We start from the raw sequence: 21202 nt of genomic DNA on the forward strand, positions 1-21202 counted from the left end.
GTGCTTTCCGGGGGCGGGTCACGCCGAGTGGCCCAGCGCCTCCGGAGTCACCTGGTCCGCGAACGGCCGTCCCTGGGCGAAGCGTTCCAGCTCGTCCAGCGCCTGATCCGCCATGCGGTGCAGCTCGTTGCCCAGCGAGCCCGCGACATGTGGAGTGAGCAGGACGTTCGGCAGGTCGTACAACGGGGAATCCGGCACCGGAAGTTCGGGCTCCGTCACATCCAGCACCGCGTGCAGCCGCCCGCTCACCAGCTCCGCGAGCAACGCGTCCTCGTCGACCAGAGAACCGCGCGCCGTATTGATCAGCGTCGCCCCCGCCGGCATCAGCGCCAGCTCCGCCGCCCCGATGAGGTGGCGCGTCTCGGGCAGCTGGGGAGCGTGGACGGAGACCACCGAGCTGCGGGCGCACAGCTCCGGCAGCGTCACCGCCCGCACTCCGAGGGCGGTGGCCTCGGCGGGGGAGACGTACGGGTCGTAGAGCAGCACGTCCAGGTCGAACGGGCGCAGCAGCTCGATCACCCGGCGGCCGATCCGGGACGCGCCGATGATTCCGGCCGTACGGCGGTAGTTGCCGCTGGCGTCGAGGTCCCGGAGCCAGTCGTGGTCGGCCCGCAGCGCGCGGTAGCGCTGGGCGGCGTGCAGGACCCGCTTGTTGGCGAAGAGGATCGCGGCGAGGGTGAACTCGGCGACGGGCAGGGCGTTGGCGTTGGCCGCCGAGGTGACGGCGATGCCGCGTTCCCAGCAGGCGTCGGTGATGTGGTGCTTGACGGACCCGGCCGCGTGCACGACGGCGCGCAGCCGAGGGGCGGCGGCCAGGATCTCCGCGGTCAGCGGGGTGGCGCCCCAGCAGGTGAGGAGCACGTCCGCCTCGGCGAGCGCGGCGGCCACCTCCGGGCCGGGGGCGGCCAGATCGTGGGCGACGAGGCCGGGGTCCGTGCGGGTGAGGGCGGCCAGCCTGGTGCGGTGGCGTTCCGCGAACAGCCGGCCGGCGATGCCGGGCCCCATCGCCAGCAGAGCGCGGGGCCGGTTGTCAGTGGCGTGGTGCATGGTGGAACTCGACTCCTCTGAGGCTCGCCTGACGGTCACTTGACACTTCCGGCCGTCAGTCCCGCCTTCCAGTGCCGTTGCAGTGAGACGAAGGCGACGATCAGGGGGATGACGGCGAGGAGGGAACCGGTGACGACGAGCGGATAGAAGCTCGGCTCGCCATGGGTGTTGGTGTTCCAGGAGTAGAGGCCGAGGCTCAGCGGGAAGAGCTCGCGGTCCGAAAGCATCACCAGGGGGAGGAAGAAGTTGTTCCAGATCGCGGTGAACTGGAAGAGGAAGACCGTCACGAAGCCCGGCATGACCATGCGCAGACCGATCGACCAGAAGGTGCGCAGCTCACCCGCGCCGTCGATCCGGGCGGCCTCCAGTGCCTCGTTCGGGATGTATCCCGAGCAGAAGACCCGCGCGAGATACACACCGAACGGGTTGACCAGTACGGGGATCAGCACCGACCAGTAGGTGTTGACCAGTCCGGTCTTCGAGGCCAGGAGATACATCGGCAGGGCGAGCGCGGTGGTCGGCACCAGCACACCCATCAGGACGAGGCCGAACAGCTTCTCCTTGCCCCGGAATTCGTACGTGTTGAAGGCGTAGCCCGCGGCGACGCAGATCAGGGAGCAGACGAGCGCCCCGCCGCCCGCGTATAGCAGGCTGTTGACGTACCAGCGGAAGTAGATGCCGTCCCCGTAGGCGGCGAGGCCCGACAGGTTCTCGCCGAGCTTGAAGCCGTCGAAGGAGAAGGCGTTGCCGGCGAGGAGGTCGCCGGTGTCCTTCGTGGCGGCGGTGACCAGCCAGACGAGCGGGAAGAGCATGTAGACGACGGCGAGCAGCAGGAAGCCGTTGACGGCGGTCTTCGACATCCAGCGGGTCGGGGGAGCTTTCGAGGGAGCTGTGGAGGAGCTTGAGGAGTTCATGCCTTCCTGCCCTTGCGTCCGGTGAAGCGGGTGACGACGAAGGACAGCAGCGCGGCGGTGAGGGCCAGCAGGATGGAGGCGGCGGCGGCGAGCCCGTAGTCGTTGCGTTCGAAGGCCGCGGTGTACGCGTACATGTTCGGCGTCCAGGTGGAGGAGACGGCGGAGCCGGTTCCCTTGTTGAGGATCAGCGGCTCGGTGAAGAGCTGGAGCGAGCCGATGACCGTGAACAGTGCGACCATCGCGACCGAGGCGCGGATCAGCGGCACCTTGATGGAGAAGGCGATCCGCCAGGCCCCGGCGCCGTCCACCGTGGCCGCTTCGAGCACGGAGCGGTCGACGGCCTGGAGCGCGGCGTAGAAGATCACCATGTTGTAGCCGAGCCACTCCCACAGCGCGATGTTGACGATGGAGGGAAGGGCGCCTTCGGAGGAGAAGAAGTCGAAGCCGATTCCCCCGGACTCCATGGCGCTGACCACCGGGCTGAGCTGGGGCGTGTAGAGGTAGACCCAGATCAGCGCGGCGATGATGCCCGGCACGGCGTGCGGGAGGAAGAGCGCGAGCTGGAAGAACCGGCGCGCGCGGGCGAGTGTGGAGTCCAGCAGCAGAGCGAGTGCGAGGGCTCCGACGAGCAGCAGCGGAATGTAGAAGAGGCAGTATCCGAGCAGGACGGCGAAGCCCTCGCGGAAGGCCCGGTCACCCAGCGCCGCCGCGTAGTTGTCGAGGCCGCTGAACACGGTCTCGGTGCCGCCGAAGCCCAGTCCGGACTGCTTCTCGGTGAACAGGCTGAGCCAGACCGCGTAACCGATCGGCACCACCATGACCACGGTGAACAGTGCGAAGAACGGGCCCAGCAGGATTGCGGCGGCTCTGGTTGTCCGGGCGCGCTTCATCAGCCGGCGTCCTCGACCTTCAGGCCGCGCTTCTTGAGCTCGGCGACCGTGGCGTCATGGCCGGCCTTCACCGCTTCGGCGATCGTCGTGTCGCCGCTCGCGACCTTGCCGAACTGGTCCTTGATGATCGTGTTGGAGGTGCCGGTCGTGGGGCCCCAGGCCCAGTCGGGCCGGATGGACGTCGCGGCGCCCTCGAAGACCTGGTAGATGTCCGTGCCGCCGTAGTAACTCGCGTCGAAGGCGGCCTTCGCCACCGGGCGCAGCTCGGCCGCGGCCGGGAAGGCACTCGATGTGCCGGACGCGATACGGGCCTTGATGCCCTCCGGTGTGGTCGACATCCAGGTGGCGAACTCGACGGCGGCCTCGGCCTTCCTGCTGTTCTTCGACACGGCGAAGGTGGACCCGCCGAGCATGCCGCTCGACGGTGTGCCGTCCCAGCTGGGCATCGGCGCGACCGCCCACTTGCCGCTCTGCTCGGGCAGCGTGCCCTTCAGGACGCCGGCGCCCCAGGCGGCCCCGAGGTAGCCGACCGTGCCGCCGCTCTTGAGCGAGTTGGTCCACTCCGGGCTGAACGAGGCGTTGGCCCTGATCAGGTCGTCGTCGAGCAGGCCCTGCCAGTAGTCGGCGGTCTTCGTGGTCGCCGGGTCGGTGGTGTTCACCTTCCAGGTGTCGCCCTCGGCCTTGTACCACTGCGCCCCGGCCTGCCAGGCCATCGCCTGGAAGGTGGTCGGGTCGTCGGGGAAGAAGGTGCCGATGCGGGCCTTCTTGTCGGCCCGCTTGACCTTCTCGGCGGCCTTGCGGAAGTCGTCCCAGGTCTTGGGCACCTCGACGCCGTACTTCTCGAAGAGGTCCTTGCGGTAGTAGAACGCCTGCGGCGAGGCGTCGAACGGGACGGCCCAGTTCTTGCCGCCGAGCGTGGTCAGTTCCACCGCCTGCGGAAGGAGCTTCTTCTTGATGTCGCCGGTGACGTACGCGCTGATGTCCTGGACCGCGCCCTGGCTGACGAACTCGGGCAGCTGCGGGTACTCGATGCTGACGAGGTCGGGGGCGTTGCCCGCCTTCACCGCGTTGGAGATCTTGGCGTAACCGCCCGCGTTACCGGACGGGATCTCCTCGTAGACGACCTTGACGTTCTTGTGCGAGGCGTTGAACGCGTCAACGACTTCCTTCGATCCCTTCGCCCAGCCCCAGAAGGTGATGCTGACGGGCTTGCCGTCGCTTCCGGGTGCGGCTTCGTCCTCACCGCTGCCGCCGCACGCCGTGAGAACGGCGAGGGCGGTGGCGGCACCGACTATGACGTGGGACGTTCTGCTCCAACTGCGGCTCACAGCGAGGCTCCTGAACAGGCGGCGACATGGGGCGTTGGCCGTGATCCTTGAACCAGTGGTGACCGAAGTCAAGAGCGAAAGATTGATTGATCGAAAAAAGATCAGAACGGTTATGTACGGAAGAGGCCCGGAGGGTTACGTCAGGGGGTCACCGCACGAGCTCCGGACCCGGAGCTGCGGGAGCAGCGTCAGATGGCGCCGGGGCGGCCCGGCACCGGTGTCCCGGGCCTGCGTGAGGCGTTCCACCAGCAGCTCCGTGGCATGCCTTCCCACGTCCCGCTTGGGCGGTGCCACGGCGGTGAGGGGGGTGTCCGCGAGCGCCGCCACCTCGTCGTCGTAGGCGATGAGCGCCAGGTCCTGCGGCACGCGGACGCCGAGCTCGGCCAGGCGCTGCACCACCTGGATGGCGTCCACGTCGTTATGGATCAGGGCCGCGGTCGCCACCCCGGAGACCACCGCCTCGCGCAGGGCCTGCACGGCCTCCTCGAAGGCGTCCGGCGCCTGGTCGGCCGGTACGGAACCGATCACGTCCTGCGGTGCGCGCAGCCCCAGTACGGCGAGCGCCTCCTCGTACCCGGACCGCACCGCGACGGCTGTCGGTGAGTCGGCGCGGGCCATCAGAAGCGGCGCCCCGTGACCCAGACCCACCAGGTGACGCAGGGCGAGCAGCACTCCGTGCCGGTGGTCCGAGCAGACGCGGTCCAGGGCGTCCAGCGGCGAGCCGGCGGCGGGCTGCCGTTCGATGAGCACCGTGGGCACGGGCAGCGAGGTGATCCAGTCGCCGAACGCCGCCGGGTCCCCGGGCCGCCGCCAGCCGGGCGCGACCAGCACCCCTTCGGCGCCGGCGGCGAGCAGACCCTGGGTGCGGGCGTGGTCCTCCTCGGGCCGGTAGTCCGAGATCCGCAGGATCAGCCGGGCACCGGAGCGAGCCGCCGCCTCGTGCGCCCCGCGGATCACTTCGGCGAAGTAGTACGTCGCGGAGGGCGCGAGCATGCCGAGAACCAGCCCGCCGCCCGCCCCGCCCACGCCCTCGGGCGCCGCGGCCGTACGGTCCTGCGGCCAGGAGACCGAGCCGTGCACCCGGTCGAGCAGGCCCCGGCCCGCGAGGTCCTCCACGTCCCGGCGCACCGTGACGGGTGAGACCCCCAGCCGGGAGGCGAGATCGGAGACGCGGGCGGAGCCCCGTTCCCGTACCAGCCCGAGCAGGCGGTCATGACGTTCAGCAGCACTTTCGCGCACGGCAGCAGTCCCCTCGACTTAGGTGTCCCCGACCCTAGACCACAATGATCGAACGACGGGAGTTTCGATCATTCAAACGCTTTCCATTGACGTTCGATCAGTGCGAGTCCAGGATTCCGGGCGATGCCGGTCCGATCCGACTCTGACTCTTCGTACGGAGGAATTGTGAGACATCGCCTCACCGCGGCAGTGCTCGCCGCCCTGACCGCCGCCGGTCTGACGGCCACGGCCCAGAGCGCCGCGCAGGCCGCGCCCGCGGGCCGCACCTTCCGCGTCGACTGCTCCGCCACCGCGCAGGGTGGGGACGGAAGCGCGCGGCGCCCCTGGACGACCCTCGCCGAGGCCAACGCCGCCACGTACGGCCCGGGCGACCGGCTGCTCTTCAAGCGCGGCACCACCTGCACCGGGACGCTCGCTCCCCGGGGCGCGGGCGCGGCCGACGCCCCCTTCACCATCGCCGACTACGGCGACAGCCCCCGGCGCGCGAAGATCGACGGGGCGGGCGCCCACGATGCCGTGCTCCTCGCCGACACCGAACACGTCCGGCTGACCAGGCTGGAGATCACCAACGCCGCGAACCCCGGCAGCGAACGCAACGCCGTACGGCTGCGTCTGACGGACTACGGCACGGCCCGCGGATTCGAGATCGACCACCTGTACATCCATGACGTGCGCGGCGGCGACTACAAGACCGTCACCGGTTCCAGCGCCATTCACGTGGCTGTCCAGGGCACCGCGAAGGCCAGCAGGTACGACGGGGTCGACATCCACCACAACCTCATCGAGGACGTCGACCGGGAGGGCATCTACTTCAAGTCGACGTTCTCCAAGCGCGCGCTGGTCGGCAACCAGCAGGACCCGAACGTCTACCCGGGCGCCTGGACCCCGTCCACCGGCGTGCGTATCCACCACAACACCCTCAGGTCGCTGGCCGGCGACGGCATGAAGCTGGACACCACCGCGGGCGCCCGCGTCGACCACAACCGCATCGACGGCTTCCAACTGCGCTCGCCCTCCGCCAACGCGGGCATCTGGACCTTCAACACCGACGACACGACCGTGGAGTACAACGAGGTCTCGGGTGGCGGAAACACCCACGACGGCATGTCCTTCGATGCCGATGGCGCCTCCAACCACACGGTCTTCCAGTACAACTACAGCCACGACAACAAGGGCGGCTTCCTGCTGGTCTGCCCGTACAGCGGTGCCAAGACCCTCAACACGGTCGTCCGGTACAACGTCAGCCGCAACGACGGGGCCCGGCTCTTCCAGAACTGCTGGGGCCCCATCCTCAACACCCAGATCTACAACAACTCCTTCTACAACAAGGAGAAGATCCCCGCCTATCTGGTGCAGGACGACAACGGCAACCCGTCCGCCACCGTCCACGAGCAGTCCATCCGCAACAACGTCTTCGTCAGCGAAGGCACCGGCGGATACGGCTTCACCAACCCCACCCCGGGTCTGTCCTTCGACCACAACGCCTTCCACGGCATCACGATGACCCGCCCCAACCCCGGCGGCATCACCGTGAACCCGCTGCTGCGCGAGGACTGGAGGCTCGGCACGGGCTCCCCCGCGATCGGCGCCGGGGCCGTCGTCGAGGACAACGGCGGCAAGGACTACTTCGGCAACCCGCTGCCGGACACCGCCCCGAACCTGGGCGCCTACGAAGGCCCCGGGCTTCCGTAACGCCCTACTGGGGACCGTACTTGCGGCCTGTCCGGGAGCTGACACCTCCGAGCAGGCCGCGAGGCGCCACCTTCACCAGACCCATGAGCGCCTTGTACCGGGCGTCCGGCACCGACACGGTCCTGCCGCGCGCCAGATCCGAGAGCGCGCTCGTCACCAGCTTGTCGGCGTCGAGCCACATCCAGCCGGGGATGCTGTCCGTACCCATTCCGGCCCGCTCGTGGAACTCCGTCCGTACGAACCCGGGGCACAGGGCCATCAGCCGCACCCCCGACCCGGACAGGTCCCTGGCCGCTCCCTGGGTGAACTGCACGACCCACGCCTTGGACGCTCCGTACGTCCCGCGCGGCACGAAGGCGGCGACGGAGGCCACGTTGATGACTCCGCCGCGCCCGCGCTCCTTCATCCCGGCGGCGGCGGCGGACGTAAGCCGCAGCACCGCCTCGCAGTGCACCTTCAGCATCGCCAGCTCATCGGCCATGGAGACCTCCAGGTAGCGCCCCTTGTTGCCGAACCCGGCGTTGTTGACCAGGAGGTCGACAGCCTGGTGGCGGTCCCCGAGCCGGGCCTCGACCGCCGCGATCCCCGTGTCCTGGGAGAGGTCGGCCGTCAGGACCTCGGCCTCGATGCCGTGCCGGTCGTGCAGTTCGGTGGCCTGTACCCGCAGCCGCTCGGTGTCCCGGGCCACCAGCACCAGGTTGTGTCCCTCGCCCGCGAGCCGCCGCGCGAAGGCGGCCCCGATCCCCGCCGTCGCGCCTGTAATCAGTGCAGTCGTCATACGCGGCACGTTAGTGCCCCGCGTGCGCCCGCGGCCGACGAGTCCGCAACCCCCGTCAACTCCTGCGGCCGTCGGCCGTCAGACCCCGTGCTTCTCCACGTACGCCCGTGCGTCACGCAGGGCCTCGGGGTGCAGCGCGTCCCCCGCCGCGAGCAGTTGGGACAACAGCTTCCGCTCGGTCGTGACGGCCCGGAACACCAGGGAGACGGTGACGTCGTGGTCCGGCCGGTGCACTATCTCGATCGGGTCCCCGGCGCTGATCGTCCCCGGTTCCAGTACCCGCAGATACGCGCCGGGTGCCGCCTCCTGGGTGAACCGCTTGACCCACCCCTTCTCACCGAGATGACCGGCGAACGTACGGCACGGAATGCGCCCCGTGGTCACCTCCAGGACGAGGGCGGAGCCGATCCGCCAGCGTTCCCCGATCCTGGCCCCGCTCACATCGATCCCCAGGGTCGTGAGGTTCTCCCCGAACGCACCGTTGGCCAGGTCCCGGCCGAGCACCGCCTCCCAGGCGTCGAGCTCCTCGCGCGCGAAGGCGTACACCGCCTGGTCCGTGCCCCCGTGATGCCGCAGATCGCACACCGCGTCACCCGCCAGGCCGCTGCCGCCGCTTCCCTTGGGGCCCGGGTCCGAGACCTGTACGGGGCCATCGGCCGGGTGCTTGTCGATACCGGTGAGGCCATCAGGGCCATTGGTGTGTTCGGACGCCCTGGGGCGGCCCAGGTTCACGGTCAGCAGCTTCATGGCGTACACGCTAGCGAGTCGTCACCCAAAGACGCACAGCAATTATTCGCACCTGCTACAAGAGTCGCTTATGGTGGAAGGGTGATCGAAGCCCGTCATCTCCGAGTCCTGCGCGCCGTGTCCACGACCGGTTCGTTCTCCGCCGCCGCGCGTGAACTGGGCTGCACCCAGCCCGCGGTCAGCCAGCAGATGAAGGCCCTGGAGGCATCGGCGGGGACCACGCTGCTGATCCGCACGGGCCGCGAGATGAGGCTCACCCAGGCGGGCGAGGCCCTGGTGCGTCATGCGTCGGGCATCCTCGCCGGACTGACCGCCGCCGAGGAGGAGGTCGCCGCGATCGCCGGACTGCGGGCGGGCCGGGTCCGGCTCGTCTCGTTCCCCAGCGGCAGTTCCACCCTGGTACCGGGCGCGCTCGCGGCCCTGCGCGCCGCCCACCCGGGCACCCGGGTCTCGCTCGTCGAGGCGGAGCCGCCGCGCTCGGTGGAGATGCTCCGGGACGGCGACTGCGACATCGCGCTGGCGTTCCGTTACGGGGCGTCGGGCGGCGAATGGGACGACCTGGTCGTCCGCCCGCTGCTGGCCGACCGGCTGATCGGGCTGGTCCCCGAGGGGCACCGGCTGGCGGGCGCGGCGGCCGTGGGTATCGCGGAGCTGGCCGACGAGCCGTGGATCGCGGGCTGCCCCCGCTGCCGCCGGCAGCTCGTGGAGGTCTGCGAGGCGTCCGGCTTCACCCCCCGGATCGACTTCGCCACCGACGACTACCCCGCGGTGGTCGGACTGGTGGGGGCGGGCCTCGGAGTGGCCGTCCTGCCGGAGCTCGCCATCGAGTCGGTACGCCCGAAGGGGGCCCGGACCGTCACGGTCGAACCCGCCATCGAGCGCGAGATCGTCGCGCTGACCCTCCCGGACCTGGCCCAGGTGCCTGCGGTGGCGGCCACCCTGGACCAGCTGTCCCTGGCTGCCGCGCGCTGAAGCGGGCAGCCCCATGGGCCTGAAGCTGCCCGCGTCGGTGGATGTGTGGGGAAACGTTCACGAAGAAACGTTTCTCTGTCTGGGTGGGGGCGCCGGTGTCAGGCGTGTCCGGGCCCGGCCGCGAGGCCCGAGTGGGCCGTGATCAGCCGGTTGCGCGCCCGGCCCATGAGCTCTTCGCGCTCGTCCTCGGTCAGGCCGCCCCACACGCCGTAGGGCTCCCGTACCGCCAAGGCGTGTGCCGCACACTCGGCCCGTACCGGGCAGCGCATGCACACCTCTTTCGCTGAGGTCTCGCGAGCGCTCCGGGCCGCCCCGCGCTCACCCTCCGGATGGAAGAACAGCGAGCTGTCCACCCCTCGGCAGGCGGCCAGCAGCTGCCAGTCCCACAGATCTGCATTGGGTCCGGGAAGGCGGGAGAAATCTGCCATTGCTTGTCCCCTCGAAACCGTGCTGCGTCGGAAACGGCATCCTCGACCGTTGTTGATCGTCGGTGACCGGAGTCCCGACCGTACATCTACGGTGCTAGTAGATGTAAATATGACTGATTGCGAATCTAGCCACAGACACCCTCGAAAGGGAAGAAAACCCGCTAAATGGGGCATACCTTTAGGTGAAGTTTCCGTTGACGCCCGGACGATCCGCGCCGCTCTCCTCCGTGTGCGGCCCCTCACGTAGAGTGCCGAACTCGACCTTCCGACCCGTAACTCTTTCGAGTGACCATCGTTGAGAGTGCGGAGGCGGTTGACGAAGAACGAGCTCGGGCAGATGTCCGAGGGGGTCAACCGCACAGGTGACGACTTGTATCAGCCTGGAGGCTCAAGGTGACGCGCATCAGCTGCGGAGGACGGTCATGACATCCGTCCTCGTCTGCGACGACTCCCCGCTTGCCCGAGAAGCGCTCCGCCGCGCGGTTGCCACCGTGCCCGGTGTCGAGCGCGTGACGACGGCGGCCAACGGCGAGGAAGTGCTCCGCCGCTGGGGGGCCGACCGTTCGGATCTGATTCTGATGGACGTACGCATGCCCGGTCTGGGGGGTGTGGAGACGGTCCGGCGGCTGCTCTCCGCCGACCCGGGGGCCCGGATCATCATGCTGACCGTCGCCGAGGACCTGGACGGTGTCGCGCTCGCGGTCGCCGCCGGTGCCCGCGGCTATCTGCACAAGGACGCCTCGCGCGCCGAGCTGCGGGCCACCGTGACGCAGGCCCTGGCCGATCCGACGTGGCGTCTCGCCCCGCGCCGGCTGCGGTCCGCCGAGATGGGTGCCGCGCCGACGCTCACCGCGCGTGAGATCCAGGTGCTCGAAGGCATGAGCCACGGCCGGTCCAACGCCGAGATCGGACGCGAGCTGTTCCTCTCCGAGGACACGGTGAAGACGCACGCGCGGCGCCTCTTCAAGAAGCTCGGCGCCTCGGACCGCGCCCACGCCGTGGCGCTCGGCTTCCGCTGGGGCCTGGTCCGCTGATACCGGGCCACGGCCGACGGCCGCATCCACCCCCGTCCGCGCAACGGCGGGCGGGGTGACGGTGACGGTGGGGTGGCGGGCCCGCGATCCGGCCGCTCCGACCAGCGATATGTGACGCTTCCCGGCCGATGACGCATCCTTGAGACGTGGAGTTCCTCGGGAACGATTCGGTCGAGCGGAAGGGGAGGGCGCAGGACATGACATCCGGCGCACCCGCTCATAACGCTTCGGTGCACAACTCAGGACGCGGTGCCGCAGATCCGGCGGCACCAAGGCACCATGGTTCGATGCGCGACGACGAGACGACGGTGATCGGTGCTCTGGTGCACCGTGCCGTCGACGGCGACGCGCAGGCCACCCACGATCTATTGGCGCATGTCCACCCCCTCGCGCTGCGCTACTGCAGGTCCCGGCTGAACCGGCTGCCCGGTGATGCCCGTCACTTCGTGGAGGACCTGGCGCAGGAGGTCTGTGTCGCGGTACTGATGGCGCTGCCCCGGTACAAGGACACAGGCCGGCCCTTCGAAGCCTTCGTCTTCGCCATCGCGGGTCACAAGGTCGCCGACCTCCAGCGCGCCGCCATGCGGCACCCCGGGTCGACGGCCGTTCCCTCCGACGAGATGCCGGAGCGGCCCGACGATTCGCTCGGCCCGGAAGAGCGTGCCCTGCTCAGCAGCGACGCGGCCTGGGCCAAGAAGCTCCTGGCCAACCTTCCGGAGAACCAGCGCGAGCTGCTGGTCCTCCGGGTCGCCGTCGGACTGACGGCCGAGGAGACCGGACAGATGCTGGGGATGTCCCCGGGCGCCGTCCGCGTCGCCCAGCACCGCGCGCTGAGCAGGCTGCGCGCCCTCGCGGGACAGTAGCCGCGCCCGCCCGCGCTCACGTAGGAACGTACAGAACCGCTTACCGATCTTGATCGTGGAATGAGACACCCCGGAAGCCCGTTAGCATGGACATCCGCACCGATCAAGGCCATTTGGGGAAGGTGTCATGACTGCAAACGTCGACGGAGTGCCCGAGAAATTCGCGACGCTCGGGCTGACATACGACGACGTGCTGCTGCTGCCGGGCGCGTCCGACATGGCGCCCGATCAGATCGACACTTCCTCGTACATCTCGAAGAACGTCCGGGTGAACATCCCGCTGCTCTCCGCGGCGATGGACAAGGTCACCGAGGCGCGCATGGCCATCGCCATGGCCCGTCAGGGCGGCGCGGGCGTGCTGCACCGCAATCTCTCCATCGCCGACCAGGCCAACCAGGTCGACCTGGTGAAGCGTTCCGAGTCCGGCATGGTCACCGACCCGATCACGGTGCACCCGGACGCGACGCTGCTGGAGGCCAACGACCTCTGCGCCAAGTTCCGCATCAGCGGTGTCCCGGTCACCGACGCGGCGGGCAAGCTCCTCGGCATCGTCACCAACCGTGACATGGCCTTCGAGCCGGACCGTACGCGCCAGGTGCGCGAGGTCATGACGCCGATGCCGCTCGTGACCGGCAAGGTCGGCATCTCCGGCGTGGACGCCATGGAGCTGCTGCGCCGTCACAAGATCGAGAAGCTTCCGCTGGTCGACGACCACGGAATCCTCAAGGGCCTCATCACGGTCAAGGACTTCGTCAAGGCCGAGAAGTACCCGAACGCCGCCAAGGACAAGGAAGGCCGGCTGCTGGTCGGCGCCGCCGTCGGTGTCGCGGGCGACGCCTACGAGCGGGCCCAGGCGCTCGTCGAGGCGGGCGTCGACTTCATCGTCGTCGACACCGCGCACGGCCACTCCCGGCTCGTCGGCGACATGGTCGCCAAGATCAAGTCGAACTCCACGGTCGATGTCATCGGCGGCAACATCGCCACCCGTGACGGTGCCCAGGCACTGATCGACGCGGGCGTCGACGGGATCAAGGTCGGCGTCGGCCCCGGCTCCATCTGCACCACCCGTGTGGTCGCCGGCATCGGCGTCCCGCAGGTCACCGCCATCTACGAGGCCTCGCTCGCCGCCAAGGCGGCCGGTGTCCCGGTCATCGGTGACGGCGGCCTCCAGTACTCCGGCGACATCGCCAAGGCCCTGGTGGCCGGCGCCGACACCGTGATGCTCGGCTCGCTGCTCGCGGGCTGCGAGGAGTCGCCGGGCGAGCTGCTCTTCATCAACGGCAAGCAGTTCAAGTCGTACCGTGGCATGGGCTCGCTCGCCGCGATGCAGACCCGGGGCGACCGCAAGTCGTTCTCGAAGGACCGTTACTTCCAGGAGGGCGTCGCCTCCGACGAGAAGCTGGTCCCCGAGGGCATCGAGGGGCAGGTCCCCTACCGGGGCCCGCTCTCCGCGGTCGTCCACCAGCTCACCGGCGGTCTGCGCCAGTCGATGTTCTACGTTGGCGGCCGGACGGTACCGGAGCTCCAGGACAACGGCCGTTTCGTACGGATCACCTCGGCGGGTCTCAAGGAGAGTCACCCGCACGACATCCAGATGACGGTCGAAGCACCGAATTACAGCAGGAAGTAGCCGCACCGTCGCCCGAGGGGCGGCCCCGGGGGGTTCCCGGGGCCGCCCCTCCGACGTGTGTCGGGGATACTGGCATGGCAGACGTAGAGGGAAAGGCCACACCATCGTGACTGAGATCGAGATCGGGCGCGGCAAGCGCGGCCGCCGGGCGTACGCATTCGACGACATCGCCGTCGTACCGAGCCGTCGTACGCGGGACCCGAAGGAGGTCTCGATCGCCTGGCAGATCGATGCCTACCGGTTCGAGCTGCCGTTCCTGGCCGCCCCCATGGACTCCGTGGTCTCTCCGCAGCACGCCATCCGGATCGGCGAGCTCGGCGGCCTGGGCGTTCTCAACCTGGAAGGGCTGTGGACCCGGCACGCCGACCCGCAGCCGCTCCTCGACGAGATCGCCGAGATGCCCGTCGAGTCCGCGACCCGCCGGCTCCAGGAGATCTACTCCGCTCCCATCCAGGAGGAGCTGATCGGGCAGCGCATCAAGGAGGTGCGCGACTCCGGTGTCGTCACCGCCGCCGCGCTCTCCCCGCAGCGCACCGCCCAGTTCTCCAAGGCGGTCGTCGACGCGGGTGTGGACATCTTCGTCATCCGCGGTACGACGGTCTCCGCCGAGCACGTCTCGGGCGCGGCCGAGCCGCTGAACCTCAAGCAGTTCATCTACGAGCTGGACGTCCCGGTGATCGTCGGCGGCTGCGCCACGTACACCGCGGCGCTGCACCTGATGCGTACCGGCGCGGCCGGTGTCCTCGTCGGCTTCGGCGGCGGCGCGGCGCACACCACGCGCAACGTGTTCGGCATCCAGGTCCCGATGGCGACCGCGGTCGCCGATGTGGCCGGGGCGCGCCGGGACTACATGGACGAGTCCGGCGGCCGGTACGTGCACGTGATCGCGGACGGTGGCGTCGGCTGGTCGGGTGACATCCCGAAGGCCGTCGCCTGTGGCGCGGACGCCGTGATGATGGGCTCCCCGCTGGCCCGTGCGACGGACGCGCCCGGTCGCGGCCGGCACTGGGGCATGGAGGCCGTCCACGAGGACGTGCCGCGCGGCAAGCTGGTGGACCTGGGTTCCGTCGGGACGACGGAGGAGGTCCTCACGGGCCCCTCGCACACCCCTGACGGCTCGATGAACCTCTTCGGCGCCCTGCGCCGCGCGATGGCCACCACGGGCTACAGCGACCTCAAGGAGTTCCAGCGCGTCGAGGTGACGGTGGCGGACTCGCAGCACCGCCGCTGATCCCGCCCGGACATCCGGACACGACGGGAGGGCCCGGACCACACCTGTGGTCCGGGCCCTCCCGTCATGTGCGGCGCGGCGACTAGTCGGCCTTGCGGGCGCCACCGATCGCGGCGATCGGACCGAGGGCGAGGAAGAGGTACGTCATGAAGTCGGCCTCTTCCTTCCAGATCTTCGTCACGTCGCCGAAGTGGTCGAAGAAGACGCCGGAGAACGACAGGCCGGACGCGTCCGCCAGGATCATCGACATGCCGACGAGCTGGCCGAGGTAGACGGCGCCGAGGGAGAAGGCGGCGCCCGCGACGGTCACGATCGGGTTGGTGCCGCCGACCTTCGTCGCCGCGAAACCGACCAGGAAGCCGACGCCGACCGCCGCGTACCCGACCTCGCGCTCGATGGAGCCGGCGATGACGCCGTAGAGGATGGCCGCGACGATGGCGGTGCCGAGCGCGGTCAGGATGCCGAGGCCGAGGTTGTTACGGGCCGGGGGCGCCGGGGGGAACGGGGCGCCGGCACCGAACTGGCCGGGCTGCTGACCCGCGAACGGGTTGCCGGTCGGCGCACCGGGCTGAGCCGGCTGCTGGGCGTACGGGTTGCCGTCGGACGGCTGGCCGCCGTAGGGCTGCTGGGGCTGGTTCGGCGGCACGGGCTGGCTCATGGTGGATTTCCCCCTGGGACGGATGCGCACGACTGTGCGAGAAGCGACGCCGCAGGCTAGCAGTCCCCTCGGACATCGCCCACCAAAATCCCTTGCGGGGATTGGGCGGGTGGCCGGTGTCAGAGCCGGTGCGCGGCCCCCGCCGGGGTGGCTCCCCGGGTGTCCAGGAGGAGTTGGGCCTTCACCGCGAGGCCCTGGAGGTCGTACGTGCGGTGGTGCTGGAGGAGCACCGTCAGGTCGGCGCCGGCCGCTGCCTCGTACAGCGAGTCCGCGCGCGGGACGGGCAGTTCGCGTACGCGCCAGTCCAGGACGTGCGGGTCGTGGTAACCGATCTGCGCGCCCATGTCCATCAGCCGGCCCGCGATCTCGCGGGCTGGGGACGCCTCCTGGTCGGCGAGGTCCGGCTTGTAGGTGACCCCGAGGAGCAGCACGCGGGCGCCCCGGACGGACTTGCCGTGTTCGTTGAGGAGGGTGGCGCAGCGCTGGATCACGTACTGGGGCATCCGGTCGTTGATCTCCTGGGCGAGCGAGACCATGCGCAGGGGGTGGCCCGGGGTGCGGCTGTTGTACGGGAGGTAGCCGGGGTCCACGGGGGCGCCGTGGCCGCCGACGCCGGGGCCGGGGCGGAAGGGCTGGAAGCCGAAGGGCTTGGTCTCGGCGCACCGGATGACGTCCCAGAGGTCGACACCGAGGTCGTGGCAGAGCACCGCCATCTCGTTGACCAGCGCGATGTTGACGTGCCGGAAGTTGGTCTCCAGGACCTTCGTCATCTCCGCCTCGCGGGGTCCGCGGGCCCGGACGACCTTGTCGGTGAGCCTGCCGTAGAACGCCGCGGCCGACTCGGTGCACGCCGGGGTGAGGCCGCCGATCACCTTGGGGGTGTTGGCGTAGACGTGGGTGCGGCTGCCCGGGTCGAGGCGGCTGGGGGAGTAGGCGAGGTGGAAGTCGCGCCCGGCGCGCAGCCCCGAGCCCTCTTCCAGCAGGGGCCGCAGGAAGCTCTCGGTGGTGCCGGGGGGCACGGCCGATTCGAGCAGCACGGTGGTGTGCGGGCGCAGCCGGGCGGCGAGGGCGCGGGCCGCGTCGCCGAGGGCGCCCAGGTCGAGGGTGCGGTCCGCGCCGAGAGGGGTGGGGGCGCAGATGACGGCGGTACGGACCCGGCCGAGTTCAGCCGCATTGGTGGTGGGCCGGAATCCTCCGGAGAGCATCCGGCGGATGTCCGAGGCCGTGAGCGAGCCCTCGACGGGGCTGCGGCCTGCGGAGAGTTCGGCGAAGGACCGGGGATCGGTGTCGTAGCCGACGGTCTCGATACCGGCTGCCGCGGCGGCTTGGGCGAGGGGCAGGCCGAGATGACCGAGTCCGATGACAGCGAGGTCTGCGGGCATGTGGATGGTCGTCCTTCCCTAGGGCCTGTCGTGTGGATCATGCCGGGCTCGCAGGGCCAGGCACGCGCCCTAAGACCATGAGGCCGGAAAGCGCAACTGCTGGGGACAGCGCAATGTCAGACTAAGCGTAAATATGACCTATATGTCGCATTGCGTGACTCCAGTCGCCGGGGTGTTGTCCACAGGCGGTGGCTGAAGTCGCGGTCCGCGGACAGAATCGAGGCGTGGGCACAGTCGGCCGGCCACCCGCGCCGACCGCGGCACCGTGCCGGACACCCGATCTACCGGGAGGCAGCAGTGAGGACAGCGACACTGGGACCCGCCGAGCGCGCCGAGGCGCTCGCCGCGATGGCCGAGCGCGAGTTGGACGTGCTGGTCGTGGGGGCGGGCGTGGTCGGCGCCGGGACCGCACTGGACGCGGCCACCAGAGGGCTCTCCACCGGTCTGGTCGAAGCGCGTGACTGGGCGTCCGGCACGTCGAGCAGGTCGAGCAAGCTGATCCACGGCGGTCTGCGCTATCTGGAGATGCTCGACTTCGCGCTCGTACGGGAGGCGCTGAAGGAGCGCGGGCTGTTGCTGGAGCGGCTGGCGCCGCATCTGGTGAAGCCGGTGCCGTTCCTCTATCCCTTGCAGCACAAGGGCTGGGAGCGGCTCTACGCGGGCTCGGGCGTGGCCCTCTACGACGCGATGTCCGTGTCCTCGGGGCACGGACGCGGACTGCCGGCCCACCGGCATCTCTCCCGCCGCCAGGCCCTGCGGGTCGCCCCCGCGCTGAAGAGGGACGCCCTCGTCGGGGCGTTGCAGTACTACGACGCCCAGATGGACGATGCCCGCTATGTGACCACGCTCGTGCGCACCGCCGCGATCTACGGCGCGCACGTGGCGAACCGGGCGCGGGTCATCGGATTCCTCCGGGAGGGTGAACGGGTCGTCGGCGCGCGGGTGGAGGACGTCGAGGCCGGTGGCGTCTACGAGGTCAGGGCCAAACAGGTGGTGAACGCGACCGGGGTGTGGACGGACGACACCCAGGCGCTGATCGGCGAGCGCGGGCAGTTCCACGTCCGCGCGTCCAAGGGCATCCATCTGGTCGTACCGAAGGACCGCATCCACTCCTCGACCGGGCTGATCCTGCGGACCGAGAAGTCCGTGCTGTTCGTGATCCCCTGGGGCCGGCACTGGATCGTCGGCACGACGGACACCGACTGGGACCTGGACAAGGCGCACCCGGCGGCGTCCAGCGCGGATATCGACTATCTGCTGGAGCATGTGAACTCCGTACTCGCCACGCCCCTGACCAGGGACGACGTGCAAGGGGTCTACGCCGGGCTGAGGCCCCTGCTGGCCGGGGAGTCGGACGCGACCAGCAAGCTGTCCCGCGAGCACACGGTGGCGCACCCCCTGCCGGGGCTCGTCGTCGTCGCGGGCGGCAAGTACACGACGTACCGGGTGATGGCGAAGGACGCGGTGGACGAGGCGGTGCACGGGCTCGACCAGCGGGTGGCGGCCTGTGTCACCGAGGACATTCCACTGCTGGGCGCCGAGGGCTACCGGGCCCTGTGGAACGCGCGGGCCAGGATCGCGGCCCGGACGGGGCTGCATGTCGCCAGGCTGGAGCATCTGCTCAACCGCTACGGCTCGCTGACCGAGGAACTCCTCGACCTGATCGCGGCCGACCCTTCGCTGGGCGAACCGCTGCCCGCCGCGGACGACTATCTGCGCGCGGAGATCGTCTACGCCGCCTCGCACGAGGGGGCACGTCACCTCGACGACGTACTGACGCGCCGCACCCGGATCTCCATCGAGACCTTCGACCGGGGCACCCGCAGCGCACGGCTCTGCGCGGAGCTGATGGCTCCCGTGCTGGGCTGGGACAGCGGCCAGATCGACCGGGAGGTCGAGCACTACGAGAAGCGGGTGGAGGCGGAACGGGAGTCGCAGCGCCAGCCGGACGACCAGACCGCCGACGCGGCACGGCTGGGGGCACCGGACATCGTGCCGATCTAATGCCGTGACCCCGTATCAGCCCCTGGAACCGGCCGAGGAGTAGAAGTCGTACGGAGGGTAGGCGCTGTTACGGGGCAGAAGGGCCGCCGCCCCTGACGGCCGACCGGGAGAGGTGGGACGCTGCGGGGGCCGAGTGTGGTTCGCTGGGCAGCCTCGCCGGACCCGGCACCAGGACCGGTCCCGGGGTGAGGGACAATGAACGCTCTGCCAGGGCGGGTTGATCGCAGAGGGGACGCATGTCGGAGGCGGAGCAGGCACGGGAGCCCCAACGGGACAAGGAAGACCGTCTTCTCGCGGGGCGCTACCGGCTCGGGGAGGTGCTCGGCCGGGGCGGTATGGGCACGGTCTGGCGCGCCGTCGACGAGACGCTGGGCCGCACGGTGGCGGTCAAGGAACTGCGGTTCCCTTCGGCCATCGACGAGGACGAGAAGCGCCGGCTGATCACGCGCACCCTGCGTGAGGCGAAGGCGATCGCCAGGATCCGCAACAACGGCGCGGTGACGGTCTACGACGTCGTCGACGAGGACGACCGGCCGTGGATCGTCATGGAGCTCATCGAGGGCAAATCCCTCGCCGAGGCGATCCGCGAGGACGGGACGCTGACGCCGAAACGCGCCGCCGAGGTGGGTCTCGCCATCCTCGACGTGCTGCGCCAGGCGCACCGCGAGGGCATCCTGCACCGCGATGTGAAGCCGTCCAACGTGCTGATCTCCGAGGACGGCCGCGTCGTGCTGACCGACTTCGGGATCGCCCAGGTCGAGGGCGACCCGTCGGTCACCTCGACGGGCATGCTCGTCGGCGCCCCCTCGTACATCTCGCCGGAGCGGGCGCGGGGACACAAGCCGGGACCGCCCGCCGACCTCTGGTCGCTCGGCGGACTGCTGTACGCGAGCGTCGAGGGCTGCCCGCCCTATGACAAGGGGTCGGCGATCGCCACCCTGACCGCCGTGATGACCGAACCGCTCGACCCGCCCAAGAACGCGGGACCGCTGGAGGAGGTCATCTACGGCCTGCTGGCCAGGGACCCCGACCAGCGGCTCGACGACGCCGGTGCGCGGGCATTGCTCAACGATGTGATCAACGCTCCCCAGCAGCCGGAGCGGCCCGTGCCGCCGCCGGCCGACTCCACGCAGGTCATGGCCCTGCCGACGACCGCCGACGTCGCGGCCGGTGCCGGGGCTCCGCCGAAGCGGACCCCCAAGGCTCCGTCGAAGTCCGTCCCGAAGCCCGCCGCCAAGTCGGCATCGGTTGCGGCCGGCGCCGCCGGCGGATCGGTCGACGGCGCCCGGGACCGGCTGCGCGGCGCGCTGCGCTCCGTACGGAACGCCAAGACGGCGCCCACGGCGGCCGCGGCGACGGCTTCGGCCGCGGGCGTGCCCCCGCAGCGTCCGGCGACCTCGCCCACCACCCAGACCCGCGCCTCGCTCACGGACGTGGTGCCGCGCCGCACGCTGGCCGTCATCGCGGGCATCGTCGTGCTCGCCGTGATCGGCACCGTCCTCGCGCTCAGCCTCGGCGGCGACGAGGACACCCAGGGCGGCGGCTCGACCGGGGGCGACACGTCCGCTTCGGCGGGAGCCGCCGCGGGCGGCTCCGACGCCTCCGGCAAGGGCGAGGACAAGGGCAAGGCCACGGACGGGAGCGGAAAGAACGGCGAGGACAAGGGCCAGCCCACGGACAAGGCGTCGGACAAGCCGTCCGAGGACCCGAAGACCGACAAGCCGGACCCGGCCGACGCACTGCCCGCCGGATACCGCGAGGTTACCGACAAGCGGTTCCACTTCACGATGGCGATGCCCGAGGACTTCAGACGCAACGACATAGCGGGCAGCAACTCGGGCGGCATCTACAACGTCGACGGCGGCTTCCCGCGCGTCCAGGTCGACTACAACAGCTCCCCCAAGGACGACGCCGCTGCCGCCTGGTCGGCAGCCGTGGCGGGAACCCGCGCCTTCAGCGACGGCTACAAGCACCTCGGCATAGACACGGTCGAGTTCAACGGCTATCCGACCGTCGCCGACTGGAAGTTCGAGCGGGATCAGCAGGGGCAGCGCATCCGGGTCCTGAACCGGGGCTTCAAGGTCGACGCCACGCACGGCTACTCGATCATGATCAGCTGCAAGGCGAGCGAGTGGAACGGCAAGGAGTGCCGGACGCTCCGCGAGACGGCGTTCGCCACCTTCGAACCGACCGACTGAGGTGCGGCGGAACGGCCGGGTTGCGGTGACCCGGCCGCGCGGCCGGGACTTGCCACGTATCGTGAGAGGCCGAGGACCGTACGCAGCCGGAACGATGGGTCAATTGCACGGCAAGTGACCGGAACTGACGGCTTTATGTGATCTCGGTGACCGGGGGACAGCGCGCT

Annotated in this window: 18 protein-coding genes; 8 read left to right on the forward strand and 10 right to left on the reverse strand. The window is 70.0% G+C overall.

Going from position 1 to position 21202, the window contains the following annotated elements; all coding sequences use genetic code 11:
• Nucleotides 1-18: 18 nt before the first annotated feature.
• The 5 genes from AC07FA_RS24170 to AC07FA_RS24190 all read right to left on the reverse strand — a co-directional run bounded on the left by AC07FA_RS24170 (nucleotide 19) and on the right by AC07FA_RS24190 (nucleotide 5418).
• Entirely contained in the window at nucleotides 19-1047 is a 1029-nt protein-coding gene (locus tag AC07FA_RS24170) for a hydroxyacid dehydrogenase (RefSeq protein ID WP_479078119.1), read from the reverse strand.
• A 35-nt stretch (nucleotides 1048-1082) separates the two neighbouring features.
• The gene (locus AC07FA_RS24175) at nucleotides 1083-1961 is read right to left on the reverse strand and encodes a carbohydrate ABC transporter permease (protein WP_479078120.1); all 879 of its coding nucleotides are present in this window, start codon (nucleotides 1959-1961) and stop codon (nucleotides 1083-1085) included.
• Nucleotides 1958-2851, reverse strand: a complete 894-nt coding sequence (locus AC07FA_RS24180) for a carbohydrate ABC transporter permease (protein WP_479078121.1) — start codon at nucleotides 2849-2851, stop codon at nucleotides 1958-1960. Before AC07FA_RS24180 ends, AC07FA_RS24175 begins: the two co-directional genes overlap by 4 nt.
• Complete coding sequence (locus tag AC07FA_RS24185; protein WP_479078123.1) at nucleotides 2851-4179, reverse strand: ABC transporter substrate-binding protein; 1329 nt, start codon at nucleotides 4177-4179, stop codon at nucleotides 2851-2853. Before AC07FA_RS24185 ends, AC07FA_RS24180 begins: the two co-directional genes overlap by 1 nt.
• A 135-nt stretch (nucleotides 4180-4314) precedes the next feature.
• A complete protein-coding gene (locus AC07FA_RS24190) occupies nucleotides 4315-5418 on the reverse strand; it encodes a LacI family DNA-binding transcriptional regulator (RefSeq protein ID WP_479078125.1) in 1104 nt (367 codons plus the stop codon).
• A gap of 165 nt (nucleotides 5419-5583) precedes the next feature.
• Between AC07FA_RS24190 and AC07FA_RS24195 the strand changes: the two genes are divergently transcribed.
• Nucleotides 5584-7110 carry a right-handed parallel beta-helix repeat-containing protein gene (locus AC07FA_RS24195; RefSeq protein ID WP_479078126.1) on the forward strand — a complete coding sequence of 509 codons (1527 nt, stop codon included), beginning with the start codon at nucleotides 5584-5586 and terminating at the stop codon, nucleotides 7108-7110.
• A 4-nt stretch (nucleotides 7111-7114) separates the two neighbouring features.
• Here the strand turns inward: AC07FA_RS24195 and AC07FA_RS24200 are convergent, their stop codons facing one another.
• Nucleotides 7115-7888 (reverse strand): SDR family NAD(P)-dependent oxidoreductase, encoded by a 774-nt coding sequence (locus tag AC07FA_RS24200; RefSeq protein ID WP_479078128.1) that lies wholly within the window; start codon nucleotides 7886-7888, stop codon nucleotides 7115-7117.
• Between the two features lie 78 nt (nucleotides 7889-7966).
• Nucleotides 7967-8635: an MOSC domain-containing protein gene (locus AC07FA_RS24205; protein ID WP_479078129.1), complete on the reverse strand. Its 669-nt coding sequence runs from the start codon at nucleotides 8633-8635 to the stop codon at nucleotides 7967-7969.
• An 81-nt stretch (nucleotides 8636-8716) separates the two neighbouring features.
• Between AC07FA_RS24205 and AC07FA_RS24210 the strand changes: the two genes are divergently transcribed.
• Nucleotides 8717-9607 (forward strand): LysR family transcriptional regulator, encoded by an 891-nt coding sequence (locus AC07FA_RS24210; RefSeq protein ID WP_479078130.1) that lies wholly within the window; start codon nucleotides 8717-8719, stop codon nucleotides 9605-9607.
• A 98-nt stretch (nucleotides 9608-9705) separates the two neighbouring features.
• Here the strand turns inward: AC07FA_RS24210 and AC07FA_RS24215 are convergent, their stop codons facing one another.
• Nucleotides 9706-10035, reverse strand: coding sequence for a WhiB family transcriptional regulator (locus AC07FA_RS24215; protein WP_479078132.1), 330 nt, complete (start codon nucleotides 10033-10035; stop codon nucleotides 9706-9708).
• A 422-nt stretch (nucleotides 10036-10457) separates the two neighbouring features.
• Here AC07FA_RS24215 and AC07FA_RS24220 point away from each other — a divergent pair, with 422 nt between their 5' ends.
• From AC07FA_RS24220 to AC07FA_RS24235, 4 genes are all read left to right on the forward strand, one after another.
• On the forward strand, nucleotides 10458-11069 hold the full coding sequence (locus AC07FA_RS24220) for a response regulator transcription factor (RefSeq protein ID WP_003948568.1): 612 nt from the start codon (nucleotides 10458-10460) through the stop codon (nucleotides 11067-11069).
• A 287-nt stretch (nucleotides 11070-11356) separates the two neighbouring features.
• Nucleotides 11357-11932, forward strand: coding sequence for a sigma-70 family RNA polymerase sigma factor (locus tag AC07FA_RS24225; RefSeq protein WP_056796454.1), 576 nt, complete (start codon nucleotides 11357-11359; stop codon nucleotides 11930-11932).
• Between the two features lie 127 nt (nucleotides 11933-12059).
• A complete protein-coding gene (guaB, locus tag AC07FA_RS24230) occupies nucleotides 12060-13562 on the forward strand; it encodes an IMP dehydrogenase (protein WP_479078133.1) in 1503 nt (500 codons plus the stop codon).
• A 106-nt stretch (nucleotides 13563-13668) separates the two neighbouring features.
• A complete protein-coding gene (locus AC07FA_RS24235) occupies nucleotides 13669-14793 on the forward strand; it encodes a GuaB3 family IMP dehydrogenase-related protein (RefSeq protein ID WP_479078134.1) in 1125 nt (374 codons plus the stop codon).
• Between the two features lie 82 nt (nucleotides 14794-14875).
• Here the strand turns inward: AC07FA_RS24235 and AC07FA_RS24240 are convergent, their stop codons facing one another.
• Both AC07FA_RS24240 and AC07FA_RS24245 read right to left on the reverse strand, forming a co-directional pair.
• Nucleotides 14876-15451 carry a hypothetical protein gene (locus AC07FA_RS24240; RefSeq protein ID WP_479078136.1) on the reverse strand — a complete coding sequence of 192 codons (576 nt, stop codon included), beginning with the start codon at nucleotides 15449-15451 and terminating at the stop codon, nucleotides 14876-14878.
• 119 nt (nucleotides 15452-15570) lie between these two features.
• On the reverse strand, nucleotides 15571-16833 hold the full coding sequence (locus AC07FA_RS24245; protein ID WP_479078137.1) for a nucleotide sugar dehydrogenase: 1263 nt from the start codon (nucleotides 16831-16833) through the stop codon (nucleotides 15571-15573).
• 297 nt (nucleotides 16834-17130) lie between these two features.
• On the opposite strand from AC07FA_RS24245, the gene AC07FA_RS24250 reads away from it, so the two are divergent.
• Entirely contained in the window at nucleotides 17131-18837 is a 1707-nt protein-coding gene (locus tag AC07FA_RS24250; protein WP_479078138.1) for a glycerol-3-phosphate dehydrogenase/oxidase, read from the forward strand.
• 236 nt (nucleotides 18838-19073) lie between these two features.
• A complete protein-coding gene (locus tag AC07FA_RS24255; RefSeq protein WP_479078140.1) occupies nucleotides 19074-21035 on the forward strand; it encodes a serine/threonine-protein kinase in 1962 nt (653 codons plus the stop codon).
• Nucleotides 21036-21202: the final 167 nt, after the last annotated feature.

The organism is Streptomyces sp. NPDC045968, assembly GCF_056430475.1.

What these genes read in the sequence shown, in the direction of transcription:
- AC07FA_RS24170 (WP_479078119.1), bottom strand. Translation starts at nt 1,047, where the DNA reads ATGCACCACGCCACTGACAACCGGCCCCGCGCTCTGCTGGCGATGGGG.
- AC07FA_RS24175 (WP_479078120.1), bottom strand. Translation starts at nt 1,961, where the DNA reads ATGAACTCCTCAAGCTCCTCCACAGCTCCCTCGAAAGCTCCCCCGACC.
- AC07FA_RS24180 (WP_479078121.1), bottom strand. Translation starts at nt 2,851, where the DNA reads ATGAAGCGCGCCCGGACAACCAGAGCCGCCGCAATCCTGCTGGGCCCG.
- AC07FA_RS24200 (WP_479078128.1), bottom strand. Translation starts at nt 7,888, where the DNA reads ATGACGACTGCACTGATTACAGGCGCGACGGCGGGGATCGGGGCCGCC.
- AC07FA_RS24205 (WP_479078129.1), bottom strand. Translation starts at nt 8,635, where the DNA reads ATGAAGCTGCTGACCGTGAACCTGGGCCGCCCCAGGGCGTCCGAACAC.
- AC07FA_RS24215 (WP_479078132.1), bottom strand. Translation starts at nt 10,035, where the DNA reads ATGGCAGATTTCTCCCGCCTTCCCGGACCCAATGCAGATCTGTGGGAC.
- AC07FA_RS24220 (WP_003948568.1), top strand. Translation starts at nt 10,458, where the DNA reads ATGACATCCGTCCTCGTCTGCGACGACTCCCCGCTTGCCCGAGAAGCG.
- AC07FA_RS24225 (WP_056796454.1), top strand. Translation starts at nt 11,357, where the DNA reads ATGCGCGACGACGAGACGACGGTGATCGGTGCTCTGGTGCACCGTGCC.
- guaB (WP_479078133.1), top strand. Translation starts at nt 12,060, where the DNA reads ATGACTGCAAACGTCGACGGAGTGCCCGAGAAATTCGCGACGCTCGGG.
- AC07FA_RS24240 (WP_479078136.1), bottom strand. Translation starts at nt 15,451, where the DNA reads ATGAGCCAGCCCGTGCCGCCGAACCAGCCCCAGCAGCCCTACGGCGGC.
- AC07FA_RS24245 (WP_479078137.1), bottom strand. Translation starts at nt 16,833, where the DNA reads ATGCCCGCAGACCTCGCTGTCATCGGACTCGGTCATCTCGGCCTGCCC.
- AC07FA_RS24255 (WP_479078140.1), top strand. Translation starts at nt 19,074, where the DNA reads ATGTCGGAGGCGGAGCAGGCACGGGAGCCCCAACGGGACAAGGAAGAC.